Source organism: Fundidesulfovibrio soli, assembly GCF_022808695.1.
Lineage (GTDB): Bacteria > Desulfobacterota > Desulfovibrionia > Desulfovibrionales > Desulfovibrionaceae > Fundidesulfovibrio > Fundidesulfovibrio soli.
Map to the genome: position 1 here is coordinate 1 of NZ_JAKZKW010000025.1, position 23602 is coordinate 23602.

15 protein-coding genes and 2 rRNA genes are annotated in these 23602 nt (G+C 66.7%); 10 read left to right on the forward strand and 7 right to left on the reverse strand.

The window, feature by feature from the left end:
- The 3 genes from MLE18_RS15980 to MLE18_RS15990 all read left to right on the forward strand — a co-directional run.
- Positions 1 to 89, forward strand: a 23S ribosomal RNA gene (locus tag MLE18_RS15980); the annotation flags it as partial.
- 52 nt (positions 90 to 141) lie between these two features.
- Positions 142 to 257, forward strand: a 5S ribosomal RNA gene (gene rrf / locus MLE18_RS15985).
- A 212-nt stretch (positions 258 to 469) separates the two neighbouring features.
- Positions 470 to 1009 carry a metal-dependent hydrolase gene (locus MLE18_RS15990; protein ID WP_243439801.1) on the forward strand — a complete coding sequence of 180 codons (540 nt, stop codon included), beginning with the start codon at positions 470 to 472 and terminating at the stop codon, positions 1007 to 1009.
- A 45-nt stretch (positions 1010 to 1054) separates the two neighbouring features.
- Here the strand turns inward: MLE18_RS15990 and MLE18_RS15995 are convergent, their stop codons facing one another.
- The 7 genes from MLE18_RS15995 to MLE18_RS16025 all read right to left on the reverse strand — a co-directional run bounded on the left by MLE18_RS15995 (position 1055) and on the right by MLE18_RS16025 (position 13946).
- Positions 1055 to 3397, reverse strand: a complete 2343-nt coding sequence (locus MLE18_RS15995) for a tetratricopeptide repeat protein (RefSeq protein WP_243439802.1) — start codon at positions 3395 to 3397, stop codon at positions 1055 to 1057.
- Between the two features lie 516 nt (positions 3398 to 3913).
- Complete coding sequence (locus MLE18_RS16000; protein ID WP_243439803.1) at positions 3914 to 4699, reverse strand: hypothetical protein; 786 nt, start codon at positions 4697 to 4699, stop codon at positions 3914 to 3916.
- Positions 4700 to 4740: 41 nt separating this feature from the next.
- Positions 4741 to 5421 (reverse strand): hypothetical protein, encoded by a 681-nt coding sequence (locus tag MLE18_RS16005; protein WP_243439804.1) that lies wholly within the window; start codon positions 5419 to 5421, stop codon positions 4741 to 4743.
- Positions 5418 to 6302, reverse strand: a complete 885-nt coding sequence (locus tag MLE18_RS16010) for a DUF2092 domain-containing protein (protein WP_243439805.1) — start codon at positions 6300 to 6302, stop codon at positions 5418 to 5420. Before MLE18_RS16010 ends, MLE18_RS16005 begins: the two co-directional genes overlap by 4 nt.
- A gap of 70 nt (positions 6303 to 6372) precedes the next feature.
- Positions 6373 to 8874 (reverse strand): arylsulfatase, encoded by a 2502-nt coding sequence (locus MLE18_RS16015; RefSeq protein WP_243439806.1) that lies wholly within the window; start codon positions 8872 to 8874, stop codon positions 6373 to 6375.
- A 294-nt stretch (positions 8875 to 9168) separates the two neighbouring features.
- Positions 9169 to 10128 carry an AraC family transcriptional regulator gene (locus MLE18_RS16020; protein ID WP_243439807.1) on the reverse strand — a complete coding sequence of 320 codons (960 nt, stop codon included), beginning with the start codon at positions 10126 to 10128 and terminating at the stop codon, positions 9169 to 9171.
- 521 nt (positions 10129 to 10649) lie between these two features.
- Positions 10650 to 13946: a multicopper oxidase domain-containing protein gene (locus tag MLE18_RS16025; RefSeq protein WP_243439808.1), complete on the reverse strand. Its 3297-nt coding sequence runs from the start codon at positions 13944 to 13946 to the stop codon at positions 10650 to 10652.
- 981 nt (positions 13947 to 14927) lie between these two features.
- Between MLE18_RS16025 and MLE18_RS18035 the strand changes: the two genes are divergently transcribed.
- From MLE18_RS18035 to MLE18_RS16060, 7 genes are all read left to right on the forward strand, one after another.
- Entirely contained in the window at positions 14928 to 17150 is a 2223-nt protein-coding gene (locus MLE18_RS18035) for a hypothetical protein (protein WP_272881725.1), read from the forward strand.
- A gap of 185 nt (positions 17151 to 17335) precedes the next feature.
- Positions 17336 to 18271 carry an AraC family transcriptional regulator gene (locus MLE18_RS16035; RefSeq protein ID WP_243439809.1) on the forward strand — a complete coding sequence of 312 codons (936 nt, stop codon included), beginning with the start codon at positions 17336 to 17338 and terminating at the stop codon, positions 18269 to 18271.
- A 365-nt stretch (positions 18272 to 18636) separates the two neighbouring features.
- The gene (locus MLE18_RS16040) at positions 18637 to 19842 is read left to right on the forward strand and encodes an aldo/keto reductase (RefSeq protein ID WP_243439810.1); all 1206 of its coding nucleotides are present in this window, start codon (positions 18637 to 18639) and stop codon (positions 19840 to 19842) included.
- A gap of 73 nt (positions 19843 to 19915) precedes the next feature.
- Positions 19916 to 21319 (forward strand): nickel pincer cofactor biosynthesis protein LarC, encoded by a 1404-nt coding sequence (gene larC, locus MLE18_RS16045; protein ID WP_243439811.1) that lies wholly within the window; start codon positions 19916 to 19918, stop codon positions 21317 to 21319.
- Positions 21320 to 21330: 11 nt separating this feature from the next.
- Complete coding sequence (gene larE / locus MLE18_RS16050; RefSeq protein WP_243439812.1) at positions 21331 to 22143, forward strand: ATP-dependent sacrificial sulfur transferase LarE; 813 nt, start codon at positions 21331 to 21333, stop codon at positions 22141 to 22143.
- A gap of 18 nt (positions 22144 to 22161) precedes the next feature.
- Entirely contained in the window at positions 22162 to 22917 is a 756-nt protein-coding gene (gene larB / locus MLE18_RS16055) for a nickel pincer cofactor biosynthesis protein LarB (RefSeq protein ID WP_243439813.1), read from the forward strand.
- A gap of 325 nt (positions 22918 to 23242) precedes the next feature.
- Complete coding sequence (locus tag MLE18_RS16060; protein WP_243439814.1) at positions 23243 to 23596, forward strand: ArsR/SmtB family transcription factor; 354 nt, start codon at positions 23243 to 23245, stop codon at positions 23594 to 23596.
- Positions 23597 to 23602: the final 6 nt, after the last annotated feature.

Sequence of the window (23602 nt, forward strand, 5' to 3'; positions counted from 1 at the left end):
CAGGTAGACTACCTGGTTGATAGGCCGCAAGTGCAAGCATAGTGATATGCTCAGCTAAGCGGTACTAATAGCCCGTTCGGCTTGACTTACATAATTCCCTTACGCGTCCGTCCCTTATTTACTTAATATCATCAGGAATTTCCTGGTGGCCTTAGAGGAGGGGGTACACCCGATCCCATTCCGAACTCGGAAGTTAAGCCCTCCATCGCCGATGATACTGCCAGGACCGCTGGTGGGAAAGTAGGTCGCTGCCAGGATCCTTTTCCCAAACAGAAAGGCCCGTCTAAACGACGGGCCTTTCTGCGTTGGGGGAGGAAGGATGGGAGAAGGCGGGAGCTTCCATTTCGCTGGGGAGTGTGGGAAATCAGGGCGGATCGCTGAGACTGGCTCCAGCGTTCTATTGGCTCCGCTCCCATGGCGCGCCCATGTGGCTGGAGGATGGGGCCGAGCCTGCCTCAAGGAGCATGCTGTGCCGACCATTCTGACCCACCCCGCGGTTCCCCTGGCCGTCACCTTCGCCCTGGGCCCAGGGGCCATATCCCGCCCGTTGCTGCTGGCCGGAATCGCGGCCTCAATCCTGCCTGACCTCGACGTCATCGCCTTCCGTATCGGAGTGCCCTACGCCTCGGAGCTGGGCCATCGCGGCTTCAGCCACTCTCTGCTGTTCGCCGTCGGTGTGGCGCTTGCTGGGGCCTGTTTCTGCAAGTTGATGCGCACGACGTTCAGGCGCGCATTCCTGTTTCTGCTCGTTTGCGCGGTGTCTCACGGCCTGCTGGACGCCTTCACCAACGGCGGGCTTGGTGTCGCGTTCTTCTGGCCCTGGTCCGGGCAGAGATATTTCTTCCCCACGACCATGATCGAGGCCGCGCCCCTGAGCCTGGCCCGTTTCGTCTCTCCCCGGGGAGCCGTGGTACTCTGGTCGGAGTTCCTCTGGGTGTGGGCGCCTCTGTTCGTCGCGGCCGCGCTGACGGCGGCCCTACGCCCGTGGCGACGTCAAAGCAGGGCCTGACGATACCGCACCGCCCCGAGTATTCTCCTTCCTGGTTCTGCCCCGCTATTTCTTCATACCCGCCATTTGGGCCGCGATGCGGCTCTTGGCCGCCTCGGGTATGGACTTGTTGGCGAGCGCCGAAGCGTACAACTGTCCGGCTTCGGCCGTGCGCCCCTGTTTGCGGTAGATGCCGCCCAGCAGGATGTACGTATCCGGGTAGAGGGGCTGGCTGGACAGCAGGTTCTCCAGGGTCGCGACGGCTGCGCTCTCGTCGCCAGCCTTGAACTGGATGTAGGCCAGCGTGTAGGCGAACCTGGGCTCCTGGGGCCTCAGGTCGGCGGCCTTCCTACAGTATGTGGCGGCTTCCTGGATGCGGTCCGGGGCCAGCAGCGCGCAGAGGTTGTAGGCCGCCGGGGCCAGCTGCGGATCTGCCTGCAAAGCCTTCTTGAGGTTGGCTTCGGCTCCGGCGAGGTCTTTGCGCTCGGCGCGCAGCAGCCCCATGTTGAAGTTGGCGGCCGCGTTGTCGGGGGCGATCGCCAGGACCTTCTCCAGGGTTTCAAAGGCCTGATCCTGCTTGCCGGTTCGTACCAGAGCCATGGATTCGTTGATCATGGCCAGCACGGCTCGCGGCTCCAGGCGCAGGGCGGTCTCGTAGGAGGCGATGGCCTTTTCGGGATCTCCGCGCTGCAGCATGTGGTTGCCCAGGTTGTAATGGGAGGACCACTGGTCCGGCCTGGCCAGCAGCGAAGCCAGGTATTCCTTTTCAGCCTTGTCCACGGCGGTCTTCTCGGGCGCGGCGAGGTTCAGGTTGCCGTACCCGGCCAGGGTCGCGGCCGCGCGCACCCGCACCAGGCGGTACTCGTCGGAAGCGGCGGCCACGAGGGCCCGGCCCGCCTCGTCGGACGGGAACTGCTGCAGGGCTTCGACCGCCGCCGCGCGAACCAGCGGCGATGCGTCCTTGGCTGCGCGCAGGAGCGCGGGGGCCACGGCCGGGTCCGGGCACGACTGGATCAGCCGGATCAGGGAGGCGGCGAACACCTCGTCCCGACCAGGGTCGGCGATGTAGCCCAGCATGCCGTGGAGTTCGCTCCAGTCACGCTTGCGGGCATGTTCCACGAGCTTGCCGCGCGCCAGGATGGGGGCCTGGTAGTCGCGGCTGCGCCATTGGCGCACCTGGGCGTCGGCCCATGCCGCGTCCTTGTCGGTGTGGCAGCCGTTGCAGGCGTTGGGGGAGCCGAAGGCCAGAGTGGCCGCTGGAGAGGGCGGCAGCATGGAGTGGTCCGAGCGGTTCATCCTGGCGAAGCTGGTCATGGGCATATGGCAGGAGACGCACTTCCCGGCGGGGCTGTCGGCCTTATGCCGGGTGTGCTCGGGGGCGTTGCGGACGTGATCCTGGTGGCAGGGCATGCAGGCTTCGTTGGCCTTTTCCGGAGCCTTGAACCTGTAGCGCCCGCTGGAGGTGTGGCAGGTGACGCAGTGGAGCTTCCCGGCCTTGGCGCAGGGGCTCATGAGCCAGGATGTGTAGGTGTAGTTCTCGCCCAGGTCGCGGCCGTCCGGGTAATAGTCGGGGTCTTCCAGGGTGGCCAGGCCGTAGTGGTCGAAGAAGCGTTCGCCGGGGGGATATCCGGCGGTGATGGGCATGGCCTTGGCGTGGCAGCCGGAGCAGGTGGCGTTGTGCTGCTCTGGCGTGAAGGCTTTGACGCTGATGATCTTCAGGTCCTTGGGCTGTTTGCCCTTGGGAACGCGCAGCATGGCGGCGTTGTGCTCCGCCGAGGGGCCGTGGCAGGTCTCGCAGTTGATGCCCGGCTCGGCCCAGGTGGTGGCGTAGGTGTCAGTCTTGAGGTCGTAGTTGGTGGTGAGCTGGCTCACGTGGCAGTTGTGGCAGGACGTGTTGAAGGTGTAGGCCGGGTCCTTCCAGTGCACGGGCTGGTCCGCCCCGGCGCCGGGCGCGTGTCGGATCCCGCTGGCCGCAGTGTCATACCAGGATTTCTTCTGTACGTCGTAGGCCACGGGCAGGGTCTGCAGCCGGCCGCCGTCGAAGGGGGTCAGGAAGTAGTAGACGTTCTTGCCGCCCAGAACGTGCGCGATGGGGTAGCTGGAGGTCTTGCCGCCGGTTGTCTCGACGACGACGCCCCGGTGGATGTCGGCCCGGTAGGCGGATGCCCCGATGGCCACGTCCTGCTGCTGCGGGAGCAGGTTGGCCCGGGCGAATTCCGGGGTGTAGGGCTGCATGGCCAGGCCGTGCCTGGACGTGGACCACAGGGAATAGAACTTCTCGTGGCATTGCCTGCAGCTTTGCGAACCGGCATAGCCCCCGCCCTTGCCGGTGCTGGGGGGCGCCTTGGCCCAGCAGGTCAGGCCGAGGGAAATCGTCAGCGCCGCGAACGCGAACATCCTGAAGAGCATTATCGAGCCTCCTGCTGGCGAAAGGAGCATCCCCCGGCGGACTCGCCGAGCCGGGGCTTCACCTCTGGGTTTTGCCCAGATGTCATCCGTTCTCCGTCCCTCCGCTCGGTGAGCAACTTCGCGCGGAGAATTGCCCACGCCGCATCTGGCGGGGCGGTGCGTCCGTCCGATCGCAAGGCGACAAGGAACGAAAGCTTGCCAGCCGCGCCCGGTGCTTTTCGCCCATATCATTCCGTCCATTACCTCCACCAGTTTCCTGAAGATGGCAAGCCCCAGCCCTGGAGCCGGGCGCGCTTGCGGGCATGGCGGATGGAACCCTCGAGCAGGATTGGTGGGTGCGGGGGATGCCTGCATGCGAGCCCCAACCATGCCGGGCCCATTTCCGGAAGGAAACGCCCGCGAATTATTGGCCCGTGGCCGGGACAGGCCCACGCGCAAAAACCATTCTCTCGGTTCGGTGAAGCCCGGCCCCGGGGAGGGGCCGGGCTCATTGCGGAAGGTCCGTTCGGACAGAGGCTAGAAGGTGAAGGCCAACGCCAGGATCGGTCCGTTGAGCACGGCGTCGAACTTGAAATAGTCCTTGCCGCTGCCCTCGGTGTGGTTCGCGCCTACGGCGCGGTAGCCCAGGTACACCGTCCCGTGCTCCCAGAAGGAGTAGCCCACCAGGGCCATGGCGTCCCAGGTGAAGGCCGAGCTGATGCCGAAGCCGCCCACGCCGCCGCGCAGGGCGATGTCCCACTTCTCGTTGAGCCGCATCCCGATCCTGGCGCCGACCACGGGGTCGACCCAACTCTTCTGCTTGTAGATGCTCCGGTTGTTGAAGGGCAGGTCCGCTTTCAGGCGCAGGCCCAGGCTCCAGATTCGCGCTCCGGCCAACAGGTCGAGGCTGGTGGGGCAGGCGCCGTCCTTGCCCAGGGCGGCGGTGCCGACGCGGTAGAATGCCGCCACGTCGGAGAGGAACAGGCCCATCTGCCCGTCGAGCGAGACGCGCTTGCCCGAGGCCTGGTCGCCCAACTGGGCGTAGTTCAGCTCGCCCAGCAGGCCGAAGGTGTCGAGGTAGACCACATCGGCATGGAGCATGCCCGCGATGTTGAGGTATTTGGAGAGGTCCGCGAAACTGGCGTTGATGTTGGCCTGCACGCCGCGCACGCCCACCGTGCCGTTGAACCCCGTGAGCCAGGCATAGGGCGCAAGGGTGACTTTGAGGTCGTCGCCCTGGGTTGCGGCCCGGGCCATCGGGGCCGCCAGGATAACGATGAGCGCGGCCAGGGCCAGGACTGACTTTGCGGCCTTCGATGACATGAGTCTCTCCTTGATGGATTTTGTTTGATGTTTCGCTGCGGTCATGGCGTGGGCACCACCACGTAATAGACGCCGTTCGCCCCGTAGACGGGCCTGAACCAGGTGTTTCCGCACAGGTAATAGCTCTTCCCGCCCACTTCAGGCAGGATGCACCCGGATGGCAGCCGGGCGTAGCTTCCGCCCATCACGTAACCTGATGCCCCCGAAGCAGCGGAAGCAGCGGATGCAGCGGATGCAGCGGATGCGGCGTAGGCTGCGGATGCGGCGTAGGCTGCGGATGCGGCGGCGTTGGCGTTGGCGGCCTCCGCCCCGGCGATGGCAGCGCCCGCGACAGCCGTCCCTGCGATGGCCCCGGCCGCCACGGCGCACCCGGCGCATCCTCCCGCGTAGTAGGGGACGGCCACTGGCGGGTGGTAGACCGGGACGGGCACCGGCACGGGATAGCCAGGCGGCCGGTAGACCGCGCCCCCGCCGGGGTAGGCGTGCGCCACGCCCGCGCCGTAAGCGCCGTAGGTTCTGCCGCCGTATACGTTGGTGTGCTCCGTTCCGCCGCCCCAGGCGTGCACGGTGGAGCCCCCGTAGGCATTGATGTGCGCCGTGCCGACTCCGGGGAGGTGCGCGGTTTCGCCCCCGAAGCGGTTCATGCTGCGCCAGGCGAGGCTGGGCTGGGCCCCTGCCAGCAGGGCCAGCAGACAGGTGAGCGCCAGGGTGAAGTATTTCATGGCGCACCTCCCTGCGTCGGTTGCGGTTTTCCGCCCTGCGGCGGCTTGACGCCGGGTTGCCCGGGGCCGGGCTCCGCCCTCATGCCGGGCGGAAGAGCGGGTTTGGCGAATTCAATGCGCCGGGCTGCGGGTGAAGCGGTCCGCCATTCGCCGCGCGGCCAGGGCTGATCGATCCTCCAGCCGGTGAGCTCCAGGTCGTGGCGCAGCCGCAGCGGGTCGTCGCGGTATATGGCCCGGAAGCGCCTGGGCAGCTTGTCCTGCGCGCCTATCCAGATCTGCAGGAAGACGTCGTCGTCGGCCCAGGCCACCACGTCGGTGCGCACCCCGCCCACCACCTCGGACCGGCCCATGACGAAGGCCATCTTGGCCCCATCGGCCAAAGCCGCATACGGGTCGGAGAGAATCAGGTCCGTGAAGGGGAAGCTGATGGCCGCCGTCTCGAAGGCGGCCTTGAGGGCGGCGTCCATGTCCGGCGGGGCCGAGGCCACCGCCAGCAGGTTGTCGCCGGGGACGAAGGCGGCCATCTCCTTGCCGTCGTAGGTGAACTCCGACGCGGGGCCATCGCCGGGGATGACCACCTTCAGCCTGTCCGGCCTGCGCAGGGAGACGTCGTAGCGCACCGTATAGACCACTGGCGGCCCGAGCCTGCTGGGGTGCTCGTAGCTGGCCACGGCCGTGAAGGACATGCTCCGTGCGGCGGCCAGCCGTTCCGAGGCCTGCTTGAGCACGTCCAAGGCCTTGGGCTCCACAGGCGCGTCCCGCCAGACAGATTCTGCGGGGGGCGGCGGGGGCGGGGCCTTCTGGGCCGCGACGCAGCCGGCCGCGCCCGCCGCCAGCAGGACCGCCAGGAGCAGCCCCGGCAGGCCTCGCAATCCGTTCATTCGCATCACTTCCTCCGTGCGGGTACGCCGCGGCCCCGGCGGGGCCGGGGCCGCGGCAATCTTCTAATCGCTATTCGCTCGTCTTGTTGTTGCGCTGGGCCTCCATCAGCCGCTTTTCGTCGGCGGGAGTGAGCTTGGGCCGGTCGATCTTCACGGTCAGCTTCTTGATCTTGCCGGTGAAGGCGAAGGGCACCTGGTAGTCCTTGTCGTCCACCGGGGTGCCGGTGTCGGAGCCGATGTCGAAGGTCTCGTCCCACTGGAGGATGACCGGGATGGTGCGTTCCATCTTCTGGCTGGCCACCACCTTGCCGTCCACCTTGAGCGTGCCCGTGCCGCTGCGGCCCAGCCCGCTCATGTCGTTGAAGGCCAGGGTGGCGAAGCCCAGGCCGTCGTACTTGAAGTCGAAGGTCAGCGTGTGCTTGCCGGGGGTCAGGGCGTCCTTGCCCTCCCAGCGCACCCGCTCCAGGTCCACCAGGTTCCAGGTGAACACGGGCTTGCCCTGCATCAGGTAGAAGCCCCATCCGGCGAAGCGGCCGCCCTGGGTGGCCAGGATGCCCTCGCCGCCGCCCTGGGGCACCTCCACCTCGGCGGTGATGGTGTAGGACGCGGCGATCAGGCTGGGGGCGTCGCCCATGGGGATGCCGGTGAGCGTGCCGGAGTAGGTGAACAGGTTGCGCCCGGCGGTGACGCTGGGGCGCGGCGTGACCATGCGCGCGGCCAGGGAGTTGTCCAGGGGCAGCACCTGGTACTTCTTGGCCTCATCCATGAAGAGCGCCTGCATCTGCTTGAGCTTTTCCGGGTTGGCGGCGGCCACGTCACGGTTCTGGGTCCAGTCCTTGGTCAGGTCGTAGAGCTCCCACTTGTAGGCGTGCTCCACGTCCGGGTTGGGGGTGGCCCCGAGCTTCCACGGCGGGGAGATGGGCGTCGTGTTGGCGTACCAGCCGTCGTTATAGATGCCCCGGTTGCCGAAGATCTCGAAGTACTGGGTCTTGTGCCTGGAGGGTTCCTTGGCGTTGGCCTTGTCGAAGGTGTAGGCCAGGCTCACGCCTTCGATGGGCTTCTGCTTGATGCCGTCCACGGTCTCGGGCGCCTGGATGCCCGCGACTTCCAGGATGGTGGGCACGATGTCGATGACGTGGTGGAACTGGTTGCGGATGCCGCCCTTGTCCTTGATGACCTTGGGCCAGGAGATGGCCATGCCCTGACGGGTGCCGCCGAAGTGGGAGGCCACCTGCTTGGTCCACTTGTAGGGGGTGTCGAAGGCCCAGGTCCAGCCCACGGCCATGTGGTTGTAGGTCTTGTCGGAGCCCCAGACGTCGTAGAAGTACTTGAGCTGGGCCTCAACGGGCACTTCCACGCTGTTGAACTGGGCCACCTCGTTGGGGGTGCCGTTGGGGTTGCCCTCGGCGCTGGAGCCGTTGTCGCCGCTGATGTAGATGATGAGCGTGTCTTCGAGCTTGCCCATATCCTGCACGGCCTGGATCACCCGGCCGATCTCGTGGTCGGTGTAGGCCAGATAGGCCGCGTAGACCTCAACCTGGCGGGTGAAGAGCTTCTTCTCGTCCGGGGTGAGCGTATCCCAGTCGGCCAGCAGGTCCTTGGGCCAGGGGGTCAGCTCCGCGTCCTTGGGGATCACGCCGAGCTTCTTCTGGTTGGCGAAGATCTGCTCGCGCAGCTTGTTCCAGCCCATGTCGAACTTGCCCTTGAACTTCTCGATCCACTCGGGCGGCGCATGGTGCGGCGCGTGGGTGCCGCCGGGCGCGTACTTGACGAAGAACCGCTTGGACGGGTCGACCTCGTTGAGCATCTTCATGTGCTCGATGGCGTCGTCGGCCATGGCCGTGGTCAGGTTCCACTTGGGGTTGCCCACGTAGGGGTAGATGGGCGTGGTCTGCCTGAACAGGTTGGGCTGCCACTGGCTGGTGTCGCCGCCCACGAAGCCGTAGAAGTATTCGAAGCCCAGGCCGATGGGCCAGCGGGTGAAAGGCCCAGCCTGGCTGGCCTCATAGGCCGGGGTGTTGTGGTCCTTGCCGAACCAGGAGGTGGCGTAGCCGTTGTCGCGCAGGATGCGGCCGATGGTGGCGGAATCGGGCTCGATCACGCTGTCGTAACCCGGGTAGCCGGTGGAGGCCTCTGAAACCTGGCCGAAGCCCACGGCGTGGTGGTTGCGCCCGGTGATGAGCGCCGCGCGCGTGGGCGAGCACAGGGCAGTGGAGTGGAACTGCGTGTAGCGCAGGCCCGAGTTGGCGATACGGTCCAGCGCCGGGGTGGGGATCACGCCGCCGAAGGTGCTCGGCGCGCCGAAGCCGCAGTCGTCGGTGATGATCAGCAGCACGTTGGGGGCGTCCTTGGGCGGCACCACGCGGGGCTGCCACCAAGGCTTGGACTGATAGGCGTTGTCCTTGATCACGCCCCCGAAGGGAAGGGGCGCCGGGGGCAGTGTTTTGCCGTCGATGGTCCGGGTGGCCGCGGGCGAGCCCGGGGTCCCTGTGATCGTCTGGGCCTGGGCCGCTCCTCCCGCCGCCAGTGCGGTGAAGGCCAAGGCCAGAACGAAAGCCGCGAAACGGTGCATGATGTCCTCCTTTGGCGCTATCCCGAATACAACAGCAGGAAAGCTTGTGTCGCCGGTTGTGAACGTCTCTGGCCACATCGGCCGACAGGGCCTAGTGGTCCAGGTATATTCAAGATAGCCCGGGGACGGCCCCGCGTCTCCCGCGAATGCGAAGACAATGTAAGGATTGCGAATTACCCTCCCCCCGATGGTTGCGTAGGAGAGCCGCACCGGCCGGTGCCGGTGCTTCGCCGGCCATCGGTGTTCCTTCCGCGCGGTTTCGGTTGGCCGCGCATGGCGCGGCAAGGCGCCGCATCAGGCCCTCCGCAGTGTCTCGGAGGGTTTTTCGCCAAAACGCTGCCGGTAGAGCCGGGCGAAAAAACTCTGGGAGGCGAACCCGCAGGCCGTGGCCACCGAGAGCACGCTGACGCCCGGCCCGGCCTGGGCGAGCTGTTCGCGGGCCTTGGCCAGCCTGCACTCCTGCATGAAGCGGGTGGGCGAGTAGCCCCTGCTCTTCTTGAAGGCCAACTGGAGCGAACGGCAGCCCGTGCCGGTAACCGCGGCCAGATCAGTCATGCGCACGGGTTTGTGGCAGTTGGCCTGGATGTATGCCTCGGCCAGCTTCACGGCGCGGGGCTCGGCGGCCCTGGGCTCGCTGGCTATCAGGCTGGAATGGTTGTGCTCCAGGCAGGTCAGCATGGCGGAGAGCAGCAACTCCTCATAGCGGGTTGTCAGCAGGGCGGATTCGCCCAGCCCCGGATCGCACCCGAAGGCTTCGGCCACCTGCCAGGCGATGCGGGCGAGACGTTGAGGCTTTGGTTGGCCGCAGTCCGCGGGGGGGGCGAAGACCAGGGGCGCCCCCGCGGGTCGGCCGCACAGGGCGGCCAAGGCGTCTTCCAGGCCTTGCCGGGTGAAGCGCAGGGTGTAGTTCACGAACCCGGAAGTCTGCTGGACGGTCGTGGGGCGCGAGAAATCGAGCAGGGCCAGGGGGCCGCCCGGCCGGCAGCGCACGGCGGCACGGCCGGAGCGGATGTCCATCTCGCCCGAGCACATGAGGATGAGCACGAAGCTGCCGCTGTTGGAGCCAGAACTGATGCGGAAACCCGTAGAGACGGAGGCCCCGTGCAGGGAGACGCGGCCAAGGTCGATGGCGTTGTAGGTGGCCCTGAAGGGGGCGCCCCCGTCGATGTCCATGTCGCCGTGGTGAAAGTTGCGGCGCACGGCGTCCACGAAGTCCTGCCCGACACGGGTGTCGAATACGGGAAATGCGTTCAAGGGAACAGCTGGCATGGCTCCAGACCTCGCGGCTTGGTGCGCCTGGCGGCAAAACTTCGAGAAGCGGGCGCCCTATATTCCTGAATGGCATGAAATTACGGAGAATAGTAGCAGTTCCGCTTCTCCCTGGTCAAGGAGAACGCGAATTGCTCGAAAATTGTCCTGGCAGGGTTTGCCTCCGACAGCTTCAATCCCGGAGTGCCGCAACAAACGGAACGTGATGCCAAGACGGGCCGGGCATGGTGTCATTCGGGGAAAGGGAGGCGCGTCCGAGGCAGGCACAGGCGGGAAAACGGGCTCTGGTGACCTGAGCGAGCGGGGGAATCGGTTCGGCCATGGTCCGGCGTCTGAAGGGCGGGGGAGACGGCTTGGCCCGGACTTGCCCTCGGAGCCGCATCCAGTCAGTGCGGTGCGGCAGGCGGGGGGCACGAACCAGCCGCCCGGCGCGCGCATCCCCCGCCAGAGCATCAAAAAGGCCGCCCCGAGGGGCGGCCTTTGGTTTGGTGTTGGCTGGTTGCGGCCTAGTTGAGCAGCAGCAGCAGGTACTCGGGCGCAAGCACGGGGCCGGTGGCGGAGGTCACTTCGCCGGATGCGTTGAAGGCGATGACCTTGTAAACGTAGGTCGTATTCGGCGCCACGGTTGTGTCGACGTAGCTGGTCTGGTTGGCTAGGGCCGTGGCGATCAGGCTGAAGGTGCCCGTTACGCCGTTGCTCACAGGGGCGCGCATGATCTTGAAACCGATCTCGTTGGCGGGGTTGCCCAGGGTGGCGACGTTGCTGATCACCGGGCGGGTGCCGTCGGTCCAGTTCAGCTGCACGCCGTTGGCCACCCTGCCGTAGTTGAGCAGCGGCTTGGCCGGCAAGCTGGTTGCCACGTGGAAGATGGCCGCGTGCATCATGTCGTTCTCCTCATGGCTGAGGATGTGACAGTGCCAGACGTACTCCCAATCGTAGTCGAGCGGATAGTTGGGGACGGTCACGCCCCCGCCGGTCAACGGGTCGAGGGTGCTGATGGGCGCGCCCTGGGGCAGGGTCGGGTCGATCAGGCGTACGCTCTTGGGCACGCCGAAGGGCAGCTTGGGCGCCACCGGGCGCAGGGCCACGATGCAGTCTTCCAGGGGGTTCATGCGCACGGTTTCCTTCCAACCCAGTTCGTTGGGATCGGCGAGTCTGATCGCGCCGTCCCAGCCCACGCGGTTGAGAACCTGTACGTCATAGAGGTGGAAGTGCACCGGGTGGGTGTCCACGCCGTTGTGGGTGATCTTCCAGATCTGCGTGCCGTCGCCGGCCTTGGGCACGCCGAAGGTCACGGAGTCGACGTAGCTGTCAGGCGTGGGCTCGGCGTAGCCGATGGGCACCGTGGTCTGGTTCTGGCCGTTGGTAAAGGGCAGCTCCACGCCGAGCAGGGCGTTCAAGCGGCCGTAGTTGGTCTCGAAGAGCTCCTGGATGGCCTTGGGCGTGAAGTTGATGGTCAGCGGAGCATTCGCGCCCATGGGGGTGAACGTCAGGGAGTTGGCCTGGATGGGCACGACGTTGGTGGCCGGGAAGCTGGCGTTGTACGCGGAGTTGTACTCGGCCTGGGGCACCAGCGGCGGGTGCTGGCTGGCGGCGAAGGCGCCCGGGGTCTGGCCGGTGGTCTTGAAGGCGTTCTGGAGGTTGGCCAGGCTGAAGGTGGTGTAGGAGCCAGGGCTTGCCTGAGCGCCCACGCGGAACTGCATGATGGTCCGGGTGTTGGGGCCGAAGCCGGCGATGGTCGTGGGAGCGCCGCCGGTGGCGGTCTGGTCGGGGTCGCCGGTGTAGTAGTCCACGCGGGTTTCGAACGCGGGCACAGGGGCCGGAGCGTCCTGGTACAGGATTATGGTCTGGTTCGCGAACTGCGAGAAGTCGATGATGACGTCAGCGCGTTCGGCCGGGCCCATGAACAGGTTCTTTTCCAGGACGTTGCCCACGACGATGTTCTTGGGGTTCGTCTCGAAGCCGATGGGGGTGTTGGTCAGCACCACCGGCGCGGGCAGGAAGCCGCCCTCGTTGCCGATCTGGATCATGTTGGGACCCTTGAGGGTCGGGTCGGGGATGCCGCTAGCCTTGCCGTAGATCGACTGGCCCAGCGGCACGGGGATCATCTTGACTTCCGTGTTGGTGCGGCCGTCGACGGTGGTCACCGTGGCGTCGGCCTTGTAGAGTTGGAGGTTCAGCATGCGGTCGTTTGATGCGTTGAGGACGCGGAAGCGGTACGCCCTGGGCTCCACGTTCAGGTAAGGGTAGGCCACGCCGTTGACCACCGAGGTGTCATGGAAGGCCTCGGGAGTTGTGGACGGGTTGAGGATACCGGGAATCTGGGCCGGCTCCCAAGGGGCGTTGACCGGGTCGTAGTAGGGGTTCGGGATCGTGCCATGGTTGAGCAGGCCGGTGTAGGGGGGCCAGAACCACAGGGCGTAGTCCCAGCGGCCCATGGCGTTTGCGCCCAGGCCCACGGCGCTGCCGGTCTGGTTGGGCATGTACACGTGGGGATACCACAGGCCGCCGGTGTTGCCCCAGACAGTGGTGCTCCAGGTGGGGTCGGTGGCGAGTATGGAGTTGACGAAGGCATAGCCTGCGGCGCCGGTACCGGTGGCGTCGGTGATGGTCACCGTCGGGGGGAAGGTGTAGCCGCTACCCTTGTTGGTCAGGGTCAGGGCGGTGATGCTCCCGGTAATGGGGTCAACCGTAGCCGTGGCCGTGGCCTGCACGCCGCCCTGGGCGGTGGGCGGGGCGATGGTCACAGTGGGCGTTGCGGAATAGGCCGCGCCCCCAGCGATAAGCGCAATGCTGTAGACAGGCTTGGGCTGAGCGCTATCCACGAAGGTGCGGTCCTGGATGATGATGGGGATGTTGTCGGTCACCGGCGGGATGACGCCGGCGTTCTCGAGGGCGATCTCGGTGTTGTCGCGCACCAGGTAGCCGGCGGCCTCGCCCACGTACACGTTCAGGCGCGTGATGCCCAGAGCGTGGTCATGGTAGAACATCAAGCGCGCGCTCTGCTGGTTGGTGTAGTAGAAGGTGGTGCTGCCGCCGCCCGGGGGGGGCATGTCGGGCACTTCCTGGGTGGAGACGCCGCGGGTGTAGGGGCCGGGTTCGGCGGCGGGCGTGATCCACTGGTGGGGCGTGCCGTCGCTGATCCAGGGGTTCATGCCGCCGTGCAGGTGCAGGGTGCCGCGGTTCTGGGGGTAGGAGTTGGTGCCGTTGGGCCCCATGCCCGCGCCCATCATGGTCAGGTCCGTAGGCACGAACAGGTTGCCGCCGGCGGCGGTCACGGGCAGGTTGTTGGTCAGCTTGACGCGCACGGGGCGGTCCTTGGCGGCGACGATGACCGGCCCAAGGTAGCTGTAAGCGGGCGGGGCAACAGTGTTCAGACCTGTCTGCGGATTGGTGCCGTTGTTGGTCTGGCGGTAGGTGCGCAGCTTGGTCGGGGGCAGATCCTGGTGGAAGGTGTAGTTCACCTCTTCCAGGGAGATTTCGTAATAGTCGGTGCCCGGGTAGGTTATGGTGTCCGCAACGCCCATGGACAGTTTCTTGTTCATGCCATCGGTGGTGGTGGCGAACAAGGTGGGCAGCTGGTTCACGAACTTGCGGATGCCGGTGCCGGGTATGTAAGTACCAGCGAAGTTGCCGTTGGTGAACTCAGGCAGGGGGCTCCAGGCCCAGTTGGGGTACGGCCCGAACAGGTCGGCCTGGCCGAGAGGCTGCGGGACGACAGCCGCCGGCGCCGCCGCGCTCTTGGCGCCGGAGGCGATGGCAGCGGCGCTGGGAGTGCTGGCCTGCTGACGGGCTTTCTCCAAAGCAGCCGCACTGCGTTGCGCCGCGGTAGTTTTGCCCATTTGCCGCATTTTTTCTACCGGCATCCCCGCATCGTCCATCGCCGCGGTCGCGGAGAGCGCGGCGAATAGTATGGCCGAGCAGCATGCCAAGCCGCATAGCACAGTTAAAAACCGCTTGCCGTGATACATGTTCAAAGCCTCCCTTGTCGTTCCTTAAAATTCCTGACGAATTGTATGCTCATCCGCGATAAGAACTCGCGGTGCCGTAGAGCGTGTCTCCGGAGCGAATCCTTCAAAACCCAACATGGTGTTCGATATCGACGTCCGCCGCATTTCAGTCCAAGGTTTCTAGGCCGGTTTCTATCTCCACCCATTTTTCTACCGACATATCAAGATGATGCCTCATGGTGATAAAAAATGAAGGAGTACTTTGTTCCCTTCTTAGCTCAGTTCTAGTCTTGTGACAACGCGAATATTGAAAACAGGCATTGCTCTCAAATTTTTTTAGCTACACCTACTAATAATTATTAAGAAGTTCTTCAGCAACAAATTTCTTAAAAAAATGGGGTCGATGAGGTTAAAATGTGCAATGAGAAATTGTTTACATGGCGAAATGACACGAATTTAATATTTTGAAAGGTTGCCCTCCCGGGCAGGATGCCGCCGTTGCTGATCTGGGCAAGCGGGACGGATGGAAAAGCTTGGCGGACGCCAGCCGTGAACCGGGAGGACTCGAATTGTCGAAACCCCTCCTGGTTATAGGGCTTTGCATGGCGATGACCGGGAATGGAGCGTCGGCTCATGGGCCAGGCCCCGGAGTAGCCCTGGGCGCGCCCGGAGGCGGCAGAGCCATCCCGCGCGTGTTCGACGGAAGCCTCTCTCGCGCTTGACTTCCTCCCCAAGGACAATCACCGTCCCGCCAGCGTTCCGGCCGAACCCCATAGCCTGCGAGCCAGGCTTCAGCGCGGCGGCCAGGCTTATGGAGATGGAAAGGTTCCGAGCATGACCGAACGATCTACCGCCCATGGACCGGCGGGCCTGGCGTTGCCCGTATTCTGGGCTGTGGCCATGGCCTGCGCCGCGAAGCTCGATATCTGGGGGGCCGGGTTTTCAAGCCTCGGCGCGCCGGTCGTTCTGTCTGGCGCGCTCAAGCTGTGCGTCGTCGCGGCCGGGTTCGTGTGGGTGTGCGCCCTGGGCGCGGCCTTTCTGGAGACCGCCGGTGCGGGCGGGGACGGCTCGCCGGACTCGGGGAGGCTGGCCGCCAGCGGCATCTGCGGCCTGGGGCTCGTCTCGCTGGCGAATTTCACCCTGGGGGCGCTGGGGCTGTATTCGGCCTGGATGTACGGCCCTGCCCTGCTGGCGGGCTCGTGGCTGCTGCGCGGTCAGGCGGCCTGGGTCGTGCGCTGTCTGGGAGCGGGCCTTGGGGCCGTGTTCAGGCGCGGAGGCCCTCGCGGCGCTGACTGGACCCCGGCGCTGGTCCTGTTTTTCCCGGTCGCCGCCGTCCTGGCCCTCTATGTGCTGTTCGCCAAGGGGGTCTACCCGGACTTCGGCGGGGACGTGTTCTACTACTTCAAGTACCTGGCAGACTGCGCGCGCAGCGGCAGCATCTTCCCGGCCCAGTACGACCAGCTGGTCTACTTCCCCACCAAGTTCTCCGGCATCCACTACCTGCTGAGCGTCGTGTTCGACCCGTCCTACGCGGCCCTGGGCACGGTGATCTACTGCCTGGTGCTGCTGGTGTGCCTGTGCGACTTCGTGCTGGCCTGCACGGGCAGCGCGCTCTACGCCCTGGTGGCCCAGAGCGCGTTCCTGGCGGGCGCGCCGCTGCTGGTGTTCACCAACAATTTCAGCAAGGCCAACTTCCCCGCCTCGGCTTCGGTGGCCTGCTTCGCCTACCTGCTCTGGAAGCATGCGGCCCGGCCCGGCTCCAGGGAGTACCGGGTGGCGCTCCACGTCCAGGCCGTGGCGGTGTCCCTGGCCACCACCATCGTGGTGGGCTTCGCCGTGCTCTATGGATTCATGGCCGCCGTCCTGGCCGCCTTCCGGCGCAGGCCCTGGCGCACCGCCCTGGGGGCTGCCCTGGTCTGCCTGGCGGCCTACGGGGCCGTGGCGGCGGTGAACTTCCACATCCTGGGCGTGGCGGACATCGGGCTGATGGACAAGCAGGTGCGCTACGGCGTCCTCCCCGCCGCCTCCGCCTACCTGCCGGACAGCGCCTGCGTGTTCTTCCTGAATTTCTTCGCCGGGACCTTCGCCCTGGCCCAAGGCGTTTCCGCTTACGCCGGGAACCTGGGCCAGCTCCTGCTCCAGGACATCGCCCGCCAGAACGCCTACTCTCCCTGGCTCTGGGCCGTGGCCGCGCTGGGGCTCGCGGCTGGGGCCATGATCCCACGGCTGCGGCGCGAGGCCGCCCCGGCCTGGGGCGCTGCCGCCCTGCTGCTCACCCAGGTGGGCCTGTGCGCGGTGCTCACCTCGCGGGCCATCATGGCCCACAGCACCTTCCTGTTCGGCATGGTGTTCGCGGCGGCGATCCATGCCGTGGGCCTGCATCTGGCTGCGCGTACCCTGTCCGGCGAGCGCGCGGGCCTCAAGAAGGCCCTGGACGCGGCGGCGGCCGCCTTGGCCCTGGGCGTGGCGCTGCACGGCCTGCCGCACAACCTGGCGGACGACGTGCGCGAGCGTGTCGAGTTCCTCAGGGGCCTCAAATCCTACCATACCGTCTATGCCGGGTATTACCCCGAGCTGCCCGCGTGCGACAAAATCGTTGCCCTGGCCGGGCGCGAGCACAAGGTCCTGCCGCTGTCGCCCTTTTCGCCCTGTTCGCCATACACCGGCGAACATGTTGTGGACCTGGTGACGTCCCTCTTCGGGCGCGACGGCAGGCCCCTGGCCCTGGCCGCCCCGGACGATGCGGCGGAGATCCTGCTGCGCCACGGGGTCGGCCGCGTGATCGTGGATTTCGACGACCAGGCCGCCTGGTACGCCTTCCTCTCGCCGTTCCACCCGGACGTGATCGCGGCGTACTGCTCCGGCGCGGTGAGCCTTGGCGGGCGCAAATACATGCTCACGTTCGGGAGGGCCAACGCCTCCGGCGGGCTGGACCCGGCCTTCCTGGAGCAGTACCGGGCCTTCTACGACAAGGCGAAGAGCCAGCCCGCGCACGAGCTGCACGAACGCATCCTGGACAACATCGTGGCGGACCGCTGCGTGGCCAAGGGGAGGTAGCCCCCTCGCGCCGGTCGAACAACCATGACCCGCATGAGGACGGTTGAGGCCCCAAGCCGCTCAAGCGAGCACGGTTGAACGATTCTGCCTGATTTTTGCCTGATCCTGGCGGAGGTGGCGTTGGCGTGTTGCGCGCCGGGGTGGAATGGATAGTATCGCCGTATCCGCCCTCGAGAGGCATTCCCATGTTGAATCAAAAACTTAGTCCAGAAGACGAATCCGCCGAACTCAGGGCCGCTTCCGAGACGCTGGCCGAGGGAATTGCCCGATGGACCGCGCAGGCCGAGAGGCTGGATACGCCCATCCAGGCCCTGACCCTGGTCCGGCGGGAGAGCCCCACCGAGCAGACCAGCTACATGCACGAGCCCAGCCTCTGCCTGATCGCCCAGGGCTCCAAGCGCGTGCTGCTCGGCAAGGAGCTCTACACCTACGACGCGCGGCATTTCCTCATCACCTCGGTCAACCTGCCGGTGGTGGCCCAGGTCACCCAGGCCAGCAGGGAGAAGCCCTACCTGGGCCTGGTGCTCCGGCTGGACCAGCGCGCCATCACCCAGATGATGGTGGACAGCGACCTGCCCGCCCCCCGCAGCCAGACCGCGGGACGCGGCATGGCCGTGGGGGTGGTTAACCTGCCGCTCATCGGGGCCATCAACCGCCTGCTGGGGCTGCTGGACGAGCCCGAGTCCATCCCCATCATGGCCCCGATCATCCAGAAGGAGATCCTCTACCGCCTGCTCGTGGGCGACCAGGGGCCCCGCCTGAGGCAGATCGCCGCCGCTGGGACCCAGAGCCACCAGATCGCCCAGGCCATCGACTGGCTGAAGGACAACTACGCCCGGCACCTGCGCGTGGAGGACCTGGCGGCCCAGGCCAGCATGAGCCCCTCCACCTTTCACCGCCATTTCCGGGCCCTCACCGCCATGAGCCCGCTGCAGTTCCAGAAATGGCTGCGGCTGCACGAGGCCAGGCGGATGATGCTGACGGACAGCATGGACGCCTCCAGCGCGGCCTTCCAGGTGGGCTACGAGAGCCACTCCCAGTTCAACCGCGAATACAGCCGCATGTTCGGCGCGCCCCCCCTGCGCGACATCAAGAGCCTGCGCAGCATGGCCGGGCGCTAGCGGCTTGGCCCCGCCGCCGGGCGCGGAGGCCGTCGGGATCGACACAACGGCGTCGCGCCGGAACGCCGCCGAAGGCAGCGCCGGGGCGGAACCGGCCACGGCCTCACCCCGTAACGACTCCACGCCGTCCTCGTGCGTCCGCGCACCTCGATCCGGCGGGCCTGCACGAATCCTCCCTCGCATAGACCGGCGCCGCCGGCCCGCCCCGCCCTGCGCGTTCGTCCCGGGCGCGGCAGGATCGGGCAAGAATCGGGCAGGAATGGGCGTTCAACCCTGGCGGCCCTGCGCGTATTGAGTGAACCGCCGCGCAAGGGCGGCGGGAACATCCAACGAAAAGCGTGTCCGCAAGGACGAGGAGGCTTTCGATGCTCTACAGAAAAATGCCCAAGACGGGGGACGAGCTCTCCATTCTCGGCTTCGGGTGCATGCGTCTGCCCATGAACGGCGGCGCCATCGATGAACCCAGGGCCATCGACCAGATCCGGGGGGCCATCGACCAGGGCGTCAACTACGTGGACACGGCCTGGCCCTACCACGGCGGGGAGAGCGAGACCCTGCTGGGCAAGGCCCTGAAGGACGGCTACCGGGACAAGGTCAAGGTGGCCACCAAGCTGCCCACCTGGCTCATCGACACCCGGCAGGACATGGACCGCTACCTGAACGCCCAGTTGGAGAAGCTGGGCACGGACCACATCGACTACTACCTGGTGCACGCCTTGGAAGGCGTCTCCTGGGACAGGCTGGAGGCCCTGGGCGTGGGCGGGTTCCTGGACCAGGCCAAGCGCGACGGCCGCATCGTCAACGCCGGGTTCTCCTTCCATGGCCTGGGGGAGGACTTTGCGCGCATCGTGGACGGCTACCCCTGGGAGTTCTGCCAGATCCAGTACAACTACCTGGACAAGCAGTTCCAGGCGGGCCTGGAGGGTCTGGAGTACGCGGCCTCCAAGGGGCTCGGCGTGGTCGTCATGGAGCCGCTGCGGGGCGGCAACCTGGGCCTGCCCACCCCGCCCCCGGCCGTGGCCGCCATCTGGAACGAAGCCCCGGTCAGACGCACCCCGGTGGAGTGGGCCCTGCGCTGGGTCTGGAACCACCCAGGGGTCACGGTGCTGCTTTCGGGCATGAACGAGGAGGCCCACATCGTAGAGAACCTGGCCGTTGCCGACGTGGCCCACGCTGGCTCCCTCAGCGCGCGGGAAATGGACCTTGTGGACAGGGCGGGTCGCACATACAAGGAACTGATGCAGGTGGGCTGCACGGGCTGCGGCTACTGCATGCCCTGTCCGGCGGGAGTCCAGATCCCCAAGTGCTTCGACTTCTTCAACAAGATGCACATGTTCGGGAACGAGGACGAGGCTCGGTTCATGTACACCGCCTTCGGCAGCGGCATGACCGGCAGCGGCCAGCCCGGGTTCGCCTCCCAGTGCGTGGCCTGCGGCGAGTGCCTGGAGAAATGCCCGCAGCACATCGCCATCCCGGACGAACTGGCCCGCGTGGCCGCCGAGATGGAGGGGCCGGACTTCCAGCAGCGGGTGGAGGTCATTAAAGGCCACTTCAAGAGCGGACTTGAATAAGCCCCGTGGACGCCGGGCCTCCCCGCGAGGCCCGGCGGACGGACCGGAAACCCGCGCGCAGGCGCATGAGACCATGAAGATACTCTATTACGACTGTTTCGCAGGCTTGAGCGGGGACATGAACCTGGCCGCCATGATCGGCCTGGGCGTGGACCCGGATTATCTGCGGGCCGAGCTCTCCAAGCTGGGGCTGGACCACGAGTTCGAGCTGGTTGTTTCCGAGGGTGCGCGGCACGGCATCCACGGCGTCCGGGTGGATGTCGCCCTCAAGAACCAGGGGGGCCACGGGCACGGGCACGAGCATCTCCACGAGCACGAGCAGGGAGAAGAGTCCGGCCATGGGCACGGACATTCCCACGAGCACGAGGGGCACGCGCACCATCACGGCCATCCGCACGAGCATGGGCATAGCCACACCCACGCTCACGACCACGATCACGGGCGTTCCCACGAACACGGCGGGAGCGAACCCGGCCATCATCACGAGCACGGGCACCCGCATCACGGCCACGCCCCCAACCGCAACCTGGCGGACATCGAGGCCATCATCACGGGCAGCGCCCTTTCCGAGGCGGTGAAGCGCACCAGCCTGGCCATCTTCCGCAAGGTGGCAGAGGCCGAGGCCAAGGTGCACGGCAAGCCCTTGGGCGAGGTTCACTTCCACGAGGTGGGCGCCACGGACTCCATCGTGGACATCGTGGGCGCGGCCGTCTGCCTGCACAGCCTGGGCGTGGACGCGGTGTGGTCCTCCCCGGTGGAGCTGGGCGGCGGCTTCGTGCGCTGCGCCCACGGGCTCATCCCCGTCCCGGCCCCGGCCACGGCGGAGATCCTCCAGGGCGCGCCCACAACGCGCGGGGCCGCCAGGCACGAGGCCACCACCCCCACGGGCGCGGCCATCATCGCCGCGTTGGCGGACCAGTTCACCGCCACCCCCGCCCTGGTGGTGGAGAAGACGGCCTACGGCATCGGCCACCGCGAGGCGGAGATCCCCAACGTGCTGCGGGTGCAACTGGCCCGGGCGGCGGCCTCTGAAAAGGCGGGGCGCGTCCAGGATGCGCGCCTGCTCCAGTGCAACATCGACGACATGACCGCCGAGGCCCTTGGCGTGGCCATGGACCTGCTCATGGAGGCCGGGGCCATGGACGTACACTTCACACCCATCCTGATGAAGAAGAACCGGCCCGCCACCTGCGTCTCCCTGCTGTGCTCCGCAGGCGACGAGGAGCGCTTCAAGGAGCTGCTCTTCCGCCACACCACCACCCTGGGGGTGAAGAGCTTCCCGCTGGAGAAGACCGTGCTGGACATCTCCTTCGAGCGCCTGGAGACGCCTCTGGGGCCCGTGACCATCAAGAACGCCCTGCAAGGCGGTAAAGTGCTGCGCTCCAAGCCCGAGCTGGAGGACTGCCGGGAGCTGGCCCGCCGCCACGGCCTGACCCTGGCCGAGGTCTACGCGGCCATCGCCGTGTGCCGGAAGTGAGCGGAGGGGCCATGAAGCACGCCATCCCGAAAGAGGAGAAGCTTAGCAATCTGCTCCGCACCCTTGCGGGCATGGGCCGGGCCCTGGTGGCCTTCTCCGGCGGGCTGGACAGCACCTTCCTGCTGCACGCCGCCCGCGAAGCCTTGGGCGACGGCGCGCTGGCCGCGACCATCGTCACGTCCTACATGCCCGAGGCCGAGCGGGAGGACGCCGTCAGGGCCGCCCGGGAGATGGGCGCGCGCCATCTGCTGCTGGAGGTCGCCTTTCCGGAAATTCTGCGCCACAACCCGCCGGAGCGCTGCTACCTCTGCAAGCGCACCCTTTTCGGCCTGCTCCGGGAGGCGGCCGCCGCCGAGGGCATCGCCCACGTGCTGGACGGCACCAACCTGGACGACCTGGACGACTACCGCCCGGGCATGAAGGCCCTGGGCGAACTGGGCATCGAAAGCCCGCTGCTGGCCGAGGGCCTGACCAAGCGCGACATCCGCGAGCTTTCACGGGAGCGGGGCCTGCCCACCTGGGACAAACCCGCCGGGGCCTGCCTGCTCTCGCGCATCCCCCACGGTGTCGTGGTGGAGGACGCGGAGCTCAGGCGCATCGACCAGGCCGAGAGCTTCCTCAAGGGACTGGGCTTCCCGGCCGTGCGCCTGCGCAGCCACGGGGACCTGGCCCGCATCGAGGTGTCGCGCGAGCTGGTGGGCGAATTGGTGGAGGCCGACAGGCTCCACGGCATCGACGCCCGGCTCAAAACCCTGGGCTACCGACACGTGGCCGTTGACCTGGGCGGCTACCGCATGGGCAGCCTCAACGAAAAAACGCCGTAGGCTGGAAATACAGAGAATATGGACAAGCACGAGAATCTGAGGCGGCTTCTGGCCAGCATCAAGGACGGCAGCCTGGACGTGGAGCAGGGCCTGGAGCGCCTGCGCGACCTGCCCTTTCTGGACATGGGCCACACCAAGATCGACCTGCACCGCGCCCTGCGCAACGGCTTCCCCGAGGTGATCTACGGCGAGGGCAAGACCCCGCAGCAGGTGGGCGAGATCTTCCAGCGCATGGGGGAGCACGCCAACGTGCTGGCCACGCGCGTCTCGCCGGAGATGGCGGAGCATGTGCGCGCGGTCTGCCCCGAGGCCCGCTACAACCCCCTGGGCCGGACCCTGACCCTGGTGCGCGGCGAAATACATTATAAGGAAGGCGAGGTGGCCATCGTCACCGCGGGCACCTCGGACCTCCCCGTGGCCGAAGAGGCCCGGGAGACCTGCGAGATGCTCGGCAGCCACGCCACCGTGATCTCGGACGTGGGCGTGGCGGGCATCCACCGCCTGCTGGACCGCCTGGGGCACATCCGCAAGGCGCGGGTCATCATCGTGGTGGCGGGCATGGAGGGGGCCTTGGCCAGCGTGGTGGGCGGGCTGGTGCAGCAGCCCATCGTGGCGGTGCCGACCTCCGTGGGCTACGGCGCGGCCCTGGGCGGGCTCTCGGCGCTCTTGGGCATGCTCACCTCCTGCGCCAGCGGCGTGACCGTGGTGAACATCGACAACGGTTTCGGCGCGGCCTGCGCGGCCTGCAAGATCAACAACCTCTTCCCGGCCTGAGCGGGCGGGCGGGCGTTTCAGCCGCAGGGGACGGGTCGCAAGACGGGAGCCCGGCAACGGGTCCGGTGCCCGCGACCCGGCGATTACAACGCTGGCAAGGCGTTAGAGAAAGCCTGGCCCGGCGCGGGGGTGGCCCGCGCCGGGCCAGGCTTTTGCCATTGGAGAGCCATCCTCCCCTCCGGCCGCAATCCGCCCTGAGCCTGGCAAACCCTTGGCCCAGGCGGCGAGAGGGCAATTTTCATCGCGGTGAAGTATTTTGCCTCATCCGCGCTTGACGTCCGAAAAAACCGAGCATATAGCCAAATGCAAATATGGAGATACACGCATGAAGTCATTCCTTCGCCTCATGAAGGCCCTGTCCGACGCCAACCGGGTCAAGATCGTCAAGATGCTCAAGCGCAGGCCCATGTGCGTCTGCGAGCTGCAGGCGGCGCTCGGCGTGGCGCAGCCCACCGTCTCCAACCACCTCAAGGTGCTGGAGGACGCCGGGCTGGTGCAGAGCGCCAAGGCGGGCCAGTGGGTGAACTATTCGCTTGCCGAAGGGGAGAGCGCCCACGCGCGCACGCTCCTTACGCACCTGGATACCTGGCTGGAGGACGACCCCGAGATCGCCCGGCTGCTGTTCGGGCTGGACGACATCCGGCGCGAGAACATTTGCTCCGTGAAGCCCGCCAAGTAGGCGGCA